This window comes from Actinomadura sp. 7K534 (genome assembly GCF_004348575.1).
Lineage (GTDB): Bacteria > Actinomycetota > Actinomycetes > Streptosporangiales > Streptosporangiaceae > Spirillospora > Spirillospora livida.
The window spans coordinates 1-15,931 of the sequence record NZ_SMKB01000071.1; the positions used below are offsets into that span (position 1 = coordinate 1).

A 15,931-nucleotide genomic window follows, 5' to 3' on the forward strand; every position below is an offset into this window, starting at 1 on the left:
GGGTGTTCGCGGCGGGCACGGCGCTCACCAGGTCGGCGGGGCTGCCGCTGATCGCGGTGATCCTGGTCGCGATGCTGCTGCGGAGGGCGGGCTGGCGGGCGTGCGCCGGCGCGGCGGTGGCCTTCGTGGTCCCGATCGTCGGGTACATGTTCGTTTTCCAGCACACCTACGGCGAGTTCGCCATGGCCAGGGCCGGGAACATCTGGCTGTACGGGCGCACCGCCGACTTCGCCGACTGCCGCGTCATCCGGCCGCGGCCCGAGCTCGCGGTGATGTGTCCCGAGCACACCGATCCCCGCATCTCGCCGGCGTTCGCGTCCCTGTGGACGAAGGACTCCGTGTTCCGCGACCTCCCCGGCTGGATCTACGGGGAGCAGGCCGACCGGCTCGCGGGCGAGTTCGCGCGGGAGGCCATCACCGAGCAGCCCGCCGACTACGCGCAGGTGGTCGTCCGCGACACGCTCCGGGCGTTCGAGTGGGAGCGCGAGCCGTACCCGACGCCGTGGACGTGGCTCCAGTACGAGTTCCCCGAGGGCGCGTCGTGGAGCGATGAGCAGGACAAGCTCGCCGCCAGGTACGACCCCGAAGGTGAGACGAGGGTCGTCGACCCGTGGGCCGGGATCGTGCTCGGTTACCAGGATCGTGTGGTCATGCCGGGCACTGTGCTCGGGCTGCTGCTGCTCGGCGGCCTGGTCGGAGCGTTGCCGTATGCCCGGTTCCGCGGACGGTGGACGCCGATGCGGCCCGTCCGGCACTGGGCGACTGGTGCCCTGCTGCCGTGGGGGACGAGCCTCGCGCTCCTCGTCATCCCCGCCGCGACGGCCGACTTCGACTACCGGTACGTCCTGCCCGCCGTCCCCTTCGCCTGCGTCGCCCTCGCCTTGGCGATCCTCCCGCCCAGGTGCCCAGAGCTCGGGCAGCCGGGTGCCACGAAAGAAGCCGCGAGCCAGGCGGACGCCGAGACCGCGACCTAGTTCACCGCTGGGCGCGCCGAAGGCGGCGCCGGACCGACGTGGTCAGCGCGGAGAACGAGCCGGGGACGACCTGGACGGCGAGGTTGCCGCCGTTCGTCCGGTAGAAGGACGCCCGGCGCATCCCCAACGCGGTGCACGGCACAGGCGGGGACGGATCGATCTCCTCCACGGGCACTCGCATGCGGGACGTATCGTCCGCGACGGTCAGCTCCAGCCACGCGTCCCAGCGGCCCTCGACGAGAGCGCGCGCGTCGAGGACCGCGGTGAAGTCCACGCGGTCGGCGCCCGCGGTCGTGTCGACCCGGCCGGGGCGGGTGTCGCCCTCGCCGCGCCGGTCCGCCCCGAAGGCGAGCCGGACGTGGGAGGCCGCATCCGCCGATGCGGGGAGGTGGCCGCGCACCCGGAGGTGCGCGCCGTCGTCCCAGGTGACCTCGTCGACCGCGAGGAGGCGCTTGAGGCCGGCCGTCCCCGGGGTGGTGCTGAAGGACAGGTTGCCGTACTCACGGGTGAAGAAAGGTGTGACGGCCGCGCCCGCACCGTCCTTGGACACCACGAAGCGCGCCGGCGGGGCCGTGCCGATCTCCGGGGCGCGGTCGGCGCCGAGGCGGGCCTCCTTGACGAGCCGGCCGCTCGACATCTCCAGGTGCAGGTCCCAGACGTCCGCCGCCGGAGTACCGGACGCGATCGAGGTGGGGGAGAAGTCCACGGTGAAGCCGCCGTCGTCCTCCCGTTGGACGGCGACCCGGTGCTCGGCTCCCGACTTCTTCGAGCGCAGCAGCAGTGTGGCGACCTGGTCGGCTCCGCCGAGCCGGGTGATCGCGGCGGTGCCGCTCACCCGCAGCCGGTCGCCGTCCCAGCCGAGTACGGTGATCGTGCGTTCGATCCGCAGCCGGTCAGTGAGGTCGTAGCAGGCGTCGGGGACGGCGGCGGCCGGCTCCCGGAACCCCGGATAGCGGGCGTGGGCGCGGTCCTTGTCGACCTTCACCGGCACCGGCTCCGGACCGGCGGCCGCCTCGATGACCCTCTTGAGCAACTCGTTCTGCCCGTGTCGCGCGCAATGGGCGAGGACCCGATGCCGCGGGGGCATCCGCATCAGCACCGACTCGGTGAGGAACTCCTCGCACAGGATGCGGATCTCCTCGACCGTCCGCTGTGCCTCCCGCTCGGGGCCGGCGAGGAGCCGTGCGTCGAGCCGGTGCAGGACGTCGCGCTGGAAATGGCGGACGAGCATGCGGTCGCGGAGGGTGCCAGGCTCGCGGTGCGACATGACCTGCTCCAGCAGCGGGCGCGCCGCTCTGGGGTAGTAGATCTCGGCGGGAGCGCCGCCGCTCTGCATGATGCTGGTGCCGTCGTCCCGCTCCACCAGGTAGTAGCAGTCGTAGTCGGCGACGACGGAGACGCCGGTGGAGTGCAGGAGCGCGTGGGCGGTGAACACCTTGTCCTCGCCCGACAGGATGCCCTCCGGGAACCGGACGCCGTGCCGCTGCACCAGGTCGCGGCGGAACAATTTGTGCGCTGTCAGCGACCTGCCGTAGATGTTGGTCTTGGGGTCGTCGACGATGACGTGCGGGATGTTCTTGTCGAACCGGGCCACTCCCCGTCCGACGCCGACGTAGTTGCCGATGACGACGTCGGTGCCCTGCTCGTCCGCCATGGCGCACAGGCGCCGCAAGGCATCCGGGCCGAGATGGTCGTCGGCGTCCAGGAAGAAAAGGTACTCGCCACGGGCCTGGTCGACACCGGTGTTGCGGGGACCGCCCGGCCCGCCCGAGTTCGGCTGACCGACGACCGAGAGCCCCGGCCACGACTCGGCGAGCGCTTCGAGTTCGTCGCCGCTCCCGTCGGTGGATCCGTCGTCCACCGCGATGACCTCGATCAGCTCGGCGTTCAGAGTCTGCTCGAAAACCGAACGCAGCGTTGCCCCCACCGTCGAGCGGCAGTTGTAGACGGGGACGATGACGCTGACCTTGGGAGAAGGCAAGGCGGCTCTCAGTCTGTCGGGGGGAAGACGCGGTCGACGGTGCGGGCGGCGGCGTTTCCGTCGTCGAGGGGGCAGAAGCGGTCGACGAATTCCTTGTAGCGGGTCGCGTGGCCCGCGGTCGCGGACTCGACGTCGCGGATCGCGTCGATCAGGTCGTCGGAGGTCTCGACCAGCGGCCCGGGGGACTCGGCCTCGAAGTCGAAGTAGAAGCCGCGGAGCCGGTCCCGGTAGTCGGCCAGGTCGTAGGTGAAGAACAGCATGGGGCGGCCGGTGTTGGCGTAGTCGAACATCACCGACGAGTAGTCGCTGATCATCATGTCGGAGATCAGGTACAGCTCGGTGATGTCGGGGTACAGCGACACGTCCCGGACGAAGCCGTGCTCGTCCTCAGGGACGCCGTCCACGACGTTGGTGTGCAGGCGGACGAGCAGGACGTGGTCGTCGCCGAGGGCCTCGCGGGCGCGCTCCAGGTCGAGCCGCATGTCGAACCGGTAGCGGCCGCGGCTGTAGTACTGGTCGTCGCGCCAGGTCGGCGCGTACAGCACGACGCGCTTGCCCTCCGGGATGCCGAGCCGGGCCTTCACCTGCGCGGCGACCGCGCCGGCGTCGGGGCTGTGCAGCAGGTCGTTGCGCGGGTAGCCGACCTCCAGCATCTCGCCCTTGAACGCGAACGCGCGGCGGAAGATCTCCGTGCTGAACGGGTTCGGCGACAGCAGGTGGCTCCACTCGGGGACGGCCGGGCCGGCGGACTTCGACTGCAGCGCCTTCTTCATGCCGGGCGTGTAGGCGAAGTGCACCTCCTTGATGTCCTTGCCGATCTTCTTCAGCGGGGTGCCGTGCCAGGTCTGCAGGACGACCTGGTCGGGGTGGCGCTGGAAGTCGTCGCCGAGCCGGTGGTTCGCCACGATGTAGCGGGAGGTGGCGAGCGCCTCGTGCCACTCCTTGCCGTTCAGCCGGACGGCCCGCAGCGTGTCCGGCAGCTCCACCTGCGCGTCGTTGACGACCCACAGCTGCTCTAGGCCCGAGTCCCGCCGCAGCAGCTCCTGGTGGATCGCCTTGGGGCTGTCGGAGAACTGGCGGCCGCTGAAGGTGGAGAACAGGACGGCGTCGCGCAGCCCGTCGCGCTCGACGCGGCGGCGGGCCTCCTCGCGGTGCTTCGGGCCGGCGCTCTTCTCCTCGGCCGAGACGTCGCCGGTCACCGACACGGCCAGCCGCCCGTCGCGGCCCTCCAGGTCGTAGCCGCGCCGCGCCACCTCCAGCGGCTCCGGCAGGTTCTTCGCCGCGGGGTCGGACAGCCGGACGGTCAGCGCCCGCCCGGATCCCGCGCCGGCCGGCGGGCGGAACAGCACGTCCCAGCGGCCCGGGCGCAGCGGCAGCACGCCCGCGACGCTCGGCACGGCCGCGACCGGGATCTCCGCGCGCAGGACGCCGGACGACGCGTCGGCGACGAGGTCGAACGCGAACTCCTTGCGGCGGGCCCGCCCGCGCAGCACGATCTGCCCGGCGTCGTGGGCGGTGTGCGTCGCGGTCAGCGTCAGCGTGCCGTCGGGCCGCCAGGTGCAGTCGTCCACGACCAGCCGGGTCGTGGTGCGCCGGACGCGCAGGTAGCCGCCCGGGCCGCGGCCGGCGGTGACCTCCAGCGGGCCGAATGCGCGGTCGATGTCGTCGACGCCCTCGGCGAGCACCAGCGGGCGCCCGCCGGCGAAGACCGTCCAGTCGCGGGTGTCGTCGATGCGCTCCGGCGGGATCGGCGACCCTTCGAGAGCGGACGGGTCGACGCGTGCGGTGTGGCCGTCTCCGGTGGAGGTGACCGGGACCGGGACGCGGTCGTCGCCGAGCGACAGGACGAGCTCGTCCGGCGCCTCGCCGGCGGACCGCAGCTCGATGACGAGCGCGTCGCCCTCCCAGCGCAGGGCGGTCGCCTTCGTGGCGACCTTCTCGACCTTGATGACGAGGTGGCGGTCCTCGATCCGGGGCACCACGCGGACGTCGTCGGCGACGTAGTGGTACGGCGGGTGGGCGCCGGTGCCGGAGCTGCCGCCGCGCAGCGGCCCCTGCCGGAACACGCCCGCGTTGAACACCGACGCCTGGACGTCCCAGTCGCCCTCGACCCACGTGCCGCGGTCGCGCAGCCGACCCACGTCGAACGTGAACTCGAACCCGGACCAGCCGGACTTCTTCCCCGGCTTCGGGGTCTGCTTGGCCTTCGCCACGATCTTCCGCTTGCCGGACCGCAGCGTCATCGTCTTCACCGACGTCCAGCGGCGCCGCATGCTGACCGAGTTGATGTACGCCTCGCCGGTGACGGTGAGCATGTCGCCGTCCCAGCTCACCGCGTGGACGCGGCCGCGCATCTTGACCTCGCCGCGCGCCCGGTAGATGTCGCGGGGGATGTCGAGCGAGGAGTCCTTCCAGTACGGGTACACGACGTACCGGCGCAGCGGGTCGCGGACGATCGACGGCGACGCCTTGCCCCGCTCGTACCGGACGACCTTGACCAGCTCCGTCGTGTGCCCGGTGGTGGCGAGGTGCCACTTCAGGCGGGTCAGCGCGGACGTGCCGGCGAGCACCTTCGCGGAGATCCCGGACGCGTAGGCGGCGGCCTGCGCGACGACCTGGTCGCGCTCCTCGGCGGGGACGTCCGGCAGCGCGTCCAGGAACACCCGCAGCTCGTCGTTGAGGGCGAGCAGCTGGAGCCGCCGGCGGGACCGGTGGTGCCCGTTGTCCTCCAGCCACGTCGTGGCGAGCGTGAGGGCGCCGAACCCGTCCGCGATCTCCTGCGCCTCCATCGTCGGCGGGAACAGCCGGGCGTGGCGGTGCAGCACGACGTCGGCCAGCACGTCGATCGCGGTGGCCCGGTGCAGCGCCTGGACCGTGGTGGGCAGGTCGTCGTAGCGGCCGATGTCGGGGAACTCCAGCTCGTGCGCCGTCCAGAAGGAGCGCCGGAAGAGCTTGCCGGACACGCGGCGGTCGGCGATCAGCTCGGGGGTGCGGCCGAGGTCGGTGCCCGTGACCGGTTCGGCCGGCTGCCTGGACGGCCGCCACTGGGCCACCTGGCCCGTCCAGCGGCGCACGGCCGCGCGCCCCGCCGCGATGTCCGACCCGGACGCGTCCAGCGAGGCCAGCAGGGCCGCGGCCGCGCCGGGCGGCAGCTCGTCGCCGCCGTTGACGAACAGGAGGAAGTCGCCGTCGCTCTCCCGCGCGCCCAGGTTGCGCGCCGCGCCGCGGCTCAGGGCGCCCTTCCGGACGATCCGGAACCGGTCGTCGGGCACGACGGTCTCGGCGGTGACGCCGGTGCCGTCGTCCATGACGAGCACGTCCAGATCGGTGTGCGTCTGTGCCGCGAGCGACGCGAGGGTGTCGGGCAGCGACTCGCCGGCTCCGTGCGCGAGCACGATGACGCTGATCCGGGTGACGGTCAAGCGACCCACTCCTTTGATCACTTGGCCGGCCCGGCTGCTGCGCCGGGTCGGGGGGATGGCGTGTTGCGCGGCGGGCGCCCTGGGGACGGGCGAGGCGGGGGGACGCCGGATCTCTGGGCCGGATGTTACTGCCCGTCGGCGGGCGCCGTGGGCTACTGCGGCGGGTTAGGGACCTTCTCGCCGAGGAACATCCGGCGGACGGCGCGCTCGGCCGCGTGCCCGTCGTCCCAGGGGCAGAACCGCGCCTTGAAGTTCGCGAGGTCCTTGGCGGCGGCGTCGCTCCAGGCGGCCCGGGACACGAACGCCTCGACCAGCTCGTCCTCCGTGGTGGCGACGACGCCGGGCGGGGTGGCGGTCAGGTCGAAGTTGACGCCGCGGGTGAGCTTGTAGGTCTCCCAGTCGTTCGCGTAGATCACGATCGGCTTGCCGAGGTTGGCGTAGTCGAACATGATCGACGAGTAGTCGGTGAGCAGCGCGTCGGAGGCGATGGCGAGGTCCTCCACCGACGGGTGGCGGGACACGTCGATGACCCGGCCCTCCGGCCAGCCCATGTCCGCCGCCAGGTTCGCGATCTTGTAGTAGTAGTGCGCCCGCAGCAGCAGGACGTGGTCGTCGCCGAGCTGGTCCATGACCCGGCCGATGTCGAACATCGGGCTGTAGCGGCGCTGGTAGTCGCGGTGCGTCGGCGCGTACAGGATCGCGGTGGCGCCCGCCGGGACGCCGAGCTCGGCGCGCAGCGCGGTCCGCTGCTCCTCGTCGCCGATCGCGTTCACCAGCCGGTCGTTGCGCGGGTAGCCGATCTCCAGCATCTCGTAGTTGCAGGGGAAGCCGCGCTCCCACGCCTCGGTCGACAGCGGGTTGGACGACAGCAGGTAGTCCCAGCGGTCCGAGCGCGTGATGAGGGCCTTGAAGTCCATGTCGTTGGCGCCGACCGGGTAGTCCATCTGGTCGAGGCCCATCTTCTTCAGCGGGGTGCCGTGCTGCGTCATCATGTGCACCTGCCCCGGCCGCTTCACGTACTCGTCGGGGAAGTTGACGTTGTTGACGAAGTACTTGGCGCGGGCCAGCGTCCGGTAGTAGTCGGCGGAGCCGAACACGACGTAGTCCACGCCTTCCGGCATGGTCTTGCGCCCGCCCGGCTTCACGACCCACACCGGGCGGATGTGCGGGGCCAGCTCCCGGACCTTCTCGTAGATCGCCGCCGGGTTGCAGGCGTAGCCGCGGAACCAGTAGGCCGCGAACACGGCGAGGTTCTCGTCGATCGGCAGCCGCCGCTGCATCCGGTAGTAGGGGCGCTCCTTGGCCAGGTCCTTCGACAGCCGCACGCCGCGCCGCCCGGCCCGGGTGATCTTGTGGCCCTTCCGGCGCGCCTTGTGCTTGGCCTCCTGCGCGCGCACCCGCTGGAAGCCCCGGTAGTCGTTCGCCTTGACCATCCGGTGCTTGTCGGCGAGGAACGGCTTGTCCTCCGGGTCCGGCGGCTCGTGCCCCTCGGGCTCGTACTTGGCGTACGTCTTCGACATCTCGGCGAAGAACCGCTCGTTGTCGGCGTCGTGGAGGCGGTCGCCGCGCTCGATGATGACGAGCAGGTGCCAGATCGTCCGGTCGAACATCAGCGGCCGGAACGGGTCGGCCTTGGAGCCCAGCCGGTCCATGAACTCGAAGACGCGGTCGTACTGCGCGAACGCGTCGAAGTGCTTGGCGCCGGTCGTCCGGGTGATGGCCCCGCGGCGGCGCTGCCGGTAGATGTAGCAGACCCGGTCCAGCAGGCTCAGCCGCTCGGCCGCCATGAGGATCGGGTAGGTGACGTTGAGGTCCTCGTAGTAGCCGCCGCTGAACCGCAGGTCCTGTTCGAGCAGGAACTCCCGGCGGATCGCCTTGTTCCACGCCGTCATCATCATCTCGAGGACGCTCGGGCGCTCCTCCAGCGTGAACACGTCCGGCGCGGGCGGCTCGCGGAACAGGTGGTTGATCACGCTGCGCTTGACGCGCCCGTTCCAGTAGGCGCGGGCGTAGTCGAAGAGCAGGACGTCGGGGCGGGTCTCCTCGAGCCGGTCGATGATGGCCCGGACCGCGCCCTCCGTCGCGTAGTCGTCGCTGTCGAAGAACCAGACGTAGTCGCCGGTCGCCATGTCGAGCCCGACGTTGCGGGCGTGCCCGAGCCCGACGTTCTCCTCGAGGTGGCGCACCCGGACGCGCGAGTCGCGCTCGGCGAACTCGTCGAGGATCTCCCCGCAGCCGTCCGGCGACCGGTCGTCGACCGCGATGACCTCCAGGTTGGGGAGGTCGGGGTCGAGGATCGAGTCCAGGCACTGCCTGATGTACCCCTGCACTTTGTGCACGGGCACGATGACGCTCAAGGAGATGCCGCTATCGCTGCTCACACGTAGGCCAATCAGCTACTCGGTGAATCCGGACCATACCCACAAGTGGTAGGTAAATCTTATGTCCTGCCATGAGACGGCTTGAGCAGCCATCGCGCCTTGGGCTCGACGGCCCAGTGGGTGAACCGTTCGACGGGCGCGGTCGCGAGGACGACGCCGAGCGCGGCGGCCGCCAGGGTCACGCCGACCAGGCCGAGCGGGGTGTGCAGGACGGGTTCGGCCAGGACGCCGGTGTAGTCGAACGTCTTCACGATGAGCCCGTGGAGCAGGTACACGTACAGGGACCGGGTCCCCATCCGCGTGTACCAGCTGTGCCCCCGCGGGATCACCGCGAGGAAGGCGGCGCCGAGGAACACGGCGAAGGCCAGCGCCGCGAGGCGGTAGCCCGACCCCAGGAGGGCCCCGAAGCCCATGTCCTCGTAGCCCTTGTTCCAGAGGATGAACCCGCGGTCCATCCGCGGGGCGACGACGCCCTTCTCCCAGATGTAGGCGACGGGGAGCGCCGCGGCGAGCACGGTGAGGCCGGCCCACCGCGTCCAGGAGCGGCGCAGCCACTGGATGTGCCGGGGCTCGATCGTGAGGCCCAGCACGAAGATCGGGAGCAGCCCGGCGGTGCGGCTGAGCGTCGAGTCGGCGGTGAACGCCCAGCACCCGGCGGCGAGGCTGAGCGCCACCGAGATCAGCACGGGGTGGCGGAGGTGCCCCCAGAGCGGGGCGCTCAGCCGCCAGAACACCATGGCGATCAGGAACCACATGAGGAAATGCGGCCGGAAAAGTTCCCGCAAGCTGAAACTCACGTCGTTGATGAGGATCAGCTGCGCCCGATAAAGCAGGATGAAAATTACGTACGGGATGATCAGCGTGGGGAAAATGCTGCGGAACTTCTCGGTCGATCGCATGAACCCGCGCGAGAAGTAGCCGGCGATGAAGACGAAGACCGGCATGTGGAAGCCGTACAGCACGACGTACGCCGCCCGCGCGGCGACGCTGTCCCCGTACTCCGCCCAGACGTGCCCCACGACCACCAGGGCCGCGGTGAAGAACTTGGCGTTGTCGAAGAAGGCGTCCCGCTGCCGCGGCGCCGCCGGCTTTCCGGGCCCGGTGGCGCCGGGCGCGTCCAGGACCGCGGTCGCGGGTGCGGCGCCCCCGGCCAGGGGGCTCCCCGGCACGGCGCCGGGCGCGGCGACGTCCGGCGCGGTGACGTCGGGGGCGGTGGCGGCCGGCAGGGGACCGGACGCGGGGGGACGCGGCGGAGGGATGGTGTCGGTCATGTCTCCGAGAGCTTCATTCCGTAGGTGACAGCCGTTCACGTGGAGGCACGGGCGACTCTAGCCCCCGATGGGGGGAGATGTGGCCAGATGTGCGAGTTCGCCGTGCTAGCGCCGCCCGGCCGGGCGGCGCAGCGGGGTGAACACCCATGTCAGCTTGGGCTCCAGCGCCCAGCTCATCGTCCGCACGACGAACTTCGAGCACAGGAACGTCCCGACCACGAGGGCCACGCAGGTCACGAGCGTGACGCCGAGCGGGTTGTGCATCCAGTCGATGCCCCACCAGCCGGTGAAGTTCATCAGCCGGGTGACGAACCCGTGCAGCAGGTAGGCGTACAGCGTCGCGGCGCCCAGCCCGGTGAACCAGTACCGCTTGCGCGGGATCTGGGTGAGGAACGCCGCCACGAGGATGATCGCGCACGCGAACATCGCCAGCCGCATCAGCGAGCCGGTGAAGTTGCCGACGTTGAAGTCCTCATGGGGGTGCTTCCAGTAGACCCACCCGCGCGACATGCGGTCCATGACGAAGAACGAGGCGGCGAGCCCGATGGCCAGCACGACCGCCCCGATCGGGCGCGCGACCGGCTTCTTCAGCAGCTCGAAGTGCTGCGGCTTCAGGGTGAGGCCGAGGACGTAGAACGGCAGCAGCCCGATCACCCGGTGGATGTCGAACGTTCCACCGAGGTCGCTCATGTACGACAGCAGCGAGAAGCCCAGCGCCACGGCGAGCGGCCAGCGGATCTGCTGCCAGACCGGGGTGGACAGCCGCCACATGAACAGCGCGCACAGGAACCACGTCAGGTAGTACGGGTTCAGCAGGCTGATCTCCAGCGCGTTGCGGCCCGCCAGCCAGTCGTAGATGGAGTAGGCGAACTCGAACACCACGTACGGCACGCCGACGTTGGTGATGAGCTTGCGCGCCTTGCCTCCGGCGAACGTCCAGTTCCGCGAGAAGTAGCCGGTGATCACGATGAACAGCGGCATGTGGAACATGTAGATGAACAGGTACAGCCCCTGGGCCAGCGGGACGTCCTGCAGGTAGGCCAGGGAGTGGCCCACCACCACCAGGAGGATCGCGAAGTACTTGGCGTTGTCGAAGAACGGGTCGCGCTCCTTGCGCGGCCGGGGCGGTTCCGCGGTCTCCTCCCGCGGGGCGGGCGCCGCCGGGGCGACCGCCTCCGGTGCCGGGACCGTCGGATCAGCGGACAGCGGCCGGCCGTCGCGCGGCGCGGTGTCGGCCCCCGAGTGCCTGGTGGTGTACGTCATAGGCTGCCGGCCTAGGTCTCCTTGCAGATGTCGTCGTTCGCGCGGATCTCGCCCTGCTGCTTGGGAATGCCGCCCCCGGCGCTCTTCAGGTTCGTCCAGTCGCGCCCGATGACCAGGTCGACGATGCCCGGGGTGCCGCCGCTGCGCGCGGTCGGCTGCGGCCTGCTCGGGATGAGCGCGGCCAGCGTCTTGGAGTGCTGGTCGGCCCCCGAACCGTACAGGACCCTCGTGTTCGTGGTGAGGGAAGGCGCGTTTCCGCCGACGGTGACCTGGAATCCCTGCGACTCCAGGTCGTCGGCGACGCGGCTCGCCTGGCCGTCGATGCCGCTGCCGTTGAAGACCCGCACCCGGACCTGGTTCGGCGGGATCTGCTGCGTGCCGGCCTTCGGCTTCTCGGGCACGGTCTTGTCGTTGCGGACGGCGGCGAAGAAGGACTGGGCGTTGGCGCTCAGCGCGACGCGGTTGGGGTCCAGCGGGTCGGGGCCGGACGGGACGGTGACGAAGCGCAGCTTGCCGGAGCTGACGCCCTGCATCTCCTGGGCGATGTCCATCATGACCTGCGGCGTCAGGTCACTGTCGGTGGTGAGCGACTTCGTCACCGCGTTCATCAGGGCGAGGAGCTTCTTGGGGTTGCTGACCACGCCCGCGCTCAGCGCCTTGTTGGCGAGGGCGCCCATGAACTTCTGCTGCCGCTTGATGCGGTCGAGGTCGGAGCCGTCGCCGAGCCCGTGCCGGACGCGCACGTAGGCCAGCGCGGTCTCGCCCTTGATGTTGTGCTTGCCCGCGCTCAGCCGCAGCTTCGACTTGGGGTCGTTGACGGCCTTCGGCAGGCACACCGGGACCCCGCCGACCGCGCTGGTGATGGACTTGAAGCCGTTGAAGTCGACCTGCATGAAGTGGTCGACGCGGATGTTGGAGATGCTCTCGATCGTCTTGATGACGCAGGCGGCGCCGCCCTTGGTGAACGCCGAGTTGATCTGGGCGCGCTCCTCCGCCGGGTACACCTGGCCGCTCTCGCCCTTGCAGGACGGCATCCGGACCATGAGGTCGCGCGGGAAGCTGATGCCCATCGCCTGGCCGCCGCCGGGGGACAGGTGCAGCAGGATCATCGTGTCCGAGCGGGGCGGGTCGCTCTTCATCCGGCGGCCGTACTTGGCGTTGGCGCCCGTGCGGGTGTCGGAGCCGAGCAGCAGGATGTTCAGCGCCTTGTTCAGCTTCTTCGGCCGGTCGGGGCCCAGCTGTGCGTTGACGTCCTGGTGCGAGATGTTCCCGAACGCCTGGCGGTACAGGCCGTAGGCGGTGAGGGACCCCACGACCATGAGCACCGACATTCCGATGCACACCCAGCCGAGGATGCGCCAGCCGCGTCGAGGCGCCGGCTGCGGGTCGGCGTCGTCGACGTACTCCATGTACATCGGGTTGCTGTTCATGGGCTCCGTGGTCCCGGGGTAGGCAGATCCGGGGGCCGGGTCGCGCTCCGCGAGCGGCGGCCCGTGTTTCCGGTGTCGGTGTTTCCGGTGTCGGGTACTGGACGGTCGGTACTGGTCCTGGACGGTCGGGTACTGGACGAGGGCAAGGAGAGCGTAGTCAGGTGAGCCGGCGCGGGTGCCCGGATTCGTCATTCCATCCGGGCAGACCGGCCACCACCGTGACATGCTCCATGGTCAGGCGACGATCTAGCGTAGCTTTGTCAAAGTTTCGTTGGATTATGACGGAAGCACCCGAGATTAGTGGTGCGACCAGCCCGGTCAGCACGCCGTCGAGTGTGGCGAACGACATGTCAACCAGAAGCCGGTCCCGCGCGTCCAGCTCCCATTTCTCGACCGCCGCGCGGCCTGCGGCGACGAGCTCCGCACCGCTGAGTGTGGCCTTTGTCACACTGATTGCGGGCGTTTCAGGAGTGACCTCCGCATCCGGTGCGAACCGGTCGGCATAGCTGCGCACCTCCGCGGAGTAGTCGGTCACGCCCGGCGGGCAGTCGGCGAGCGGGCCGCCCAGGGCGTGCAGCGACAGCCCGACGATCTCCTCGGCCCCGCCCGCCAGCACCTCGTCGGTGAGCACGTCGTCCAGCACCTCCTGCGCCGCCGCAAGGATGTACGGCTCGCCCGCCCCCGCCGGTTCGGCGCGCCCCGGGGCGCTGCCCCCTGCGGCGGCGTGCCCGCGGAACGCTCCCGGGTCGACCGGCTCGGCCACGACCCCGGCGGACCAGCAGGCCATCAGCCAGACGGCGGTCTGCCAGTGCGGCGGCAGGACGAGCACGGCCCGCGTGCCCGGCTCGGCGGCCAGCCCGTCCACGAGGAAGTTCGCGGTCTTCGCCACCCAGTTGTCGAACGTCCGCGCGGACAGCTCGACGCGTTCGCCGCTCGCGTCGTCGTAGAAGGTCACCAGCGGGCTGGACGGGTCGTCCGCCAGCCGCCGCCGCAGCAGTTCCGCGGGCCCGCCCGCGTTCCCGGCGTGTGCGCTCATGGGGCGAGGGTATGCCGGAGTGATCGCCGGGACGTCATCACCCTGCCGGGACCGCTACGCTCCGCACGGGTGGAGGAGTCGACGGACGGGCACGGGGCGGGGACATTGGACGCTGGTCGGCTGCTCGTCCGCATGACCGTGCTCCCCACGCTGCTCCTCGTGGCGTGGCTGGCGGTCTCGCTGCCGCTGCTGGCGGCGGGCGCGCTCCGCCCGCTCCCGGCACTCGCGCTGTTCGTGCCCGTCGCCGCTCTCGTGCTGTGGCTCGGCCTGCGGTCCGCCGGGCCGGACGGCGGCGGCGCGCCCGAGCGGGAGTCGCTGCCGGGGCGGGGGCCGGTGCCCTGGTGGCCGGTCATCGCCGTCCTCGGCATCACGGCGGCGTTCCTGGTGCTCCAGATCGTCATGAGCGCGGAGCAGATCATCGTCCGCCGCGACCCCGCCTCCTACGTGCAGTTCGCGACGTGGCTGGCCGGGCACGGATCGCTGCCCATCCCGCCGGCCGAGCACGCGTTCGGCGGCCCCGACGCCGCCCTGGACTACCAGAGCCCCGCCTTCTACCACGAGGGCGGCGCGATCGTCCCGCAGTTCATGGCGGGGCTGCCGCTGGTGCTTACGCTCGGCGGCTGGGCGGGCGGCACCCAGGGCATCCTGCTGGCGGCGCCGCTGCTCGGCGCCTGCTGCGTGCTGGCGTTCGCCGGTCTGACCGCCCGCCTCGTCGGGCCCCGCTGGGCGCCGGCCGGGGCGCTGCTCCTCGCGCTGACGCTGCCGATGCTCTACGTCTCCCGCAACACGTTCAGCGAGCCGCCCGCGATCGTCCTGCTGCTGGGCGGGCTGGCCCTGCTGCACGACTCCCGGCGCGCGGAGGGGCGCCGGGCCGGGCAGAAGGCGTTCCTGGCGGGGCTGGCGCTCGGGCTGATCGTCCTCGTCCGCATCGACGGCCTGCGCGACGTGCTGCCGGTCCTCGTCTTCGCCGGGCTCCTGGCGGCGCTCGGGCGGCGGACCGGCTGGTGGCTCGGCGGCGGGCTGCTCCTCGGCGCCGGCGCCGGGCTCGCCGAGGGCTTCGGCCTCTCCCGGCCGTACCTGACCTACCTGGAGGCGTCCCTCAAGCCGCTGCTGGCCATCACGGCCGGGACCGTCGCGGCGACGGCCGTCATGGTGGCGGCGCTGCGCTGGGACCGGACGGGCCCGCGGGTGCGGCGCGCCGCCGCCGCGGTCGCGCGGGGCAGGCTGCCGGGCGCCGCCGCCGTCCTGACCGTGCTGGTCCTGCTGGGGTTCGCGGTCCGGCCGCTGCTGCAGACCGTCCGCCGTCCCCCGGCCACGGAGGACGACGAGATGAACGTCCGGTTCATCGAGACGATCCAGCGCATCCAGGACCTCCCCGTGGACGGCACCCGGCAGTACTCCGAGCTGTCCCTGCACTGGGTCGCCTGGTACATCGGCCCGCCCGCGCTGCTCTTCGCGGCGCTCGGCGCGGCGCTGCTCGTGCGGCGGCTGCTGCGCGGCCGGTCCACCGAGTGGCTGCTGCCCTACGCGATGGTCGTCTGGACGACGACCCAGGTGCTGCTCCGGCCGGGCATCACGCCCGACCACCCGTGGGCGTCCCGGCGGCTGATCGGGCTCGTCATCCCCGGGCTGCTGCTGTTCACCGTGTTCGCCGCGGCCTGGACGTTCCGGCGCGTCCGCCGCCTCGGCTACTCGCCGCGCGCGATGCGGGCCGGGGCGGTCACCGGCGTCGCGCTGCTGCTGGTGCCGGTCGTGCTGACGTCCGGCGGGTACCTCGTGACGCGGACGGAGCGGCACGAGGTGGCCGCCGTCGAGCGGATGTGCGGCGCGCTGCGGCCGGACGCCTCGGTCGTGGTCGTCGAGCACTCCACCGCGGACCGGTTCCTCCAGGTCGTCCGGGGCATGTGCGGGCGGCCCGCCGCGCGCACCGCCGCGGGCGCCACGCCCGCCGACGTGCGCCGCGTCATCGGCAAGGTGCACGACGCGGGCCGCCGCCCCGTCATCATGGCGGCGAAGCCGGAGCAGGTCGCGCCCTACGGGCCGCCGTCCCGGATCCTGCGGCTCGACACGCGGCAGGACGGCCGCACCCTCACCGAGCCGCCCGGCGGGACGTGGGGGCTGGCCATGGAGGTCTGGATCGCCGAGCCCGGCCGGTCCTGAGGAGCGGCCGGAC

8 protein-coding genes and 1 pseudogene are annotated in these 15,931 nt (G+C 71.5%); 2 read left to right on the plus strand and 7 right to left on the minus strand.

What is annotated here, in order from left to right; translation table 11 throughout:
* Positions 1-974, plus strand: a pseudogene (locus tag E1266_RS38030) (hypothetical protein); the annotation flags it as partial.
* A gap of 1 nt (position 975) precedes the next feature.
* Here E1266_RS38030 and E1266_RS16370 read toward each other — a convergent pair.
* The 7 genes from E1266_RS16370 to E1266_RS16400 form a co-directional block, all read right to left on the minus strand.
* Entirely contained in the window at positions 976-2,955 is a 1,980-nt protein-coding gene (locus E1266_RS16370) for a glycosyltransferase (protein WP_132047787.1), read from the minus strand.
* A gap of 8 nt (positions 2,956-2,963) precedes the next feature.
* Positions 2,964-6,377, minus strand: a complete 3,414-nt coding sequence (locus E1266_RS16375; protein WP_132047789.1) for a CDP-glycerol:glycerophosphate glycerophosphotransferase — start codon at positions 6,375-6,377, stop codon at positions 2,964-2,966.
* Between the two features lie 152 nt (positions 6,378-6,529).
* The gene (locus E1266_RS16380; protein ID WP_207945692.1) at positions 6,530-8,758 is read right to left on the minus strand and encodes a bifunctional glycosyltransferase family 2 protein/CDP-glycerol:glycerophosphate glycerophosphotransferase; all 2,229 of its coding nucleotides are present in this window, start codon (positions 8,756-8,758) and stop codon (positions 6,530-6,532) included.
* A gap of 59 nt (positions 8,759-8,817) precedes the next feature.
* Positions 8,818-10,029 carry an acyltransferase family protein gene (locus E1266_RS16385; RefSeq protein WP_132047791.1) on the minus strand — a complete coding sequence of 404 codons (1,212 nt, stop codon included), beginning with the start codon at positions 10,027-10,029 and terminating at the stop codon, positions 8,818-8,820.
* A gap of 105 nt (positions 10,030-10,134) precedes the next feature.
* Positions 10,135-11,292 carry an acyltransferase family protein gene (locus E1266_RS16390; RefSeq protein WP_132047793.1) on the minus strand — a complete coding sequence of 386 codons (1,158 nt, stop codon included), beginning with the start codon at positions 11,290-11,292 and terminating at the stop codon, positions 10,135-10,137.
* 11 nt (positions 11,293-11,303) lie between these two features.
* Entirely contained in the window at positions 11,304-12,722 is a 1,419-nt protein-coding gene (locus E1266_RS16395) for an LCP family protein (RefSeq protein WP_132047795.1), read from the minus strand.
* A gap of 157 nt (positions 12,723-12,879) precedes the next feature.
* A complete protein-coding gene (locus tag E1266_RS16400; protein WP_132047797.1) occupies positions 12,880-13,758 on the minus strand; it encodes a TIGR03089 family protein in 879 nt (292 codons plus the stop codon).
* A 69-nt stretch (positions 13,759-13,827) separates the two neighbouring features.
* Between E1266_RS16400 and E1266_RS16405 the strand changes: the two genes are divergently transcribed.
* Positions 13,828-15,918 carry a hypothetical protein gene (locus E1266_RS16405; protein WP_347876724.1) on the plus strand — a complete coding sequence of 697 codons (2,091 nt, stop codon included), beginning with the start codon at positions 13,828-13,830 and terminating at the stop codon, positions 15,916-15,918.
* Positions 15,919-15,931 lie beyond the last annotated feature (13 nt).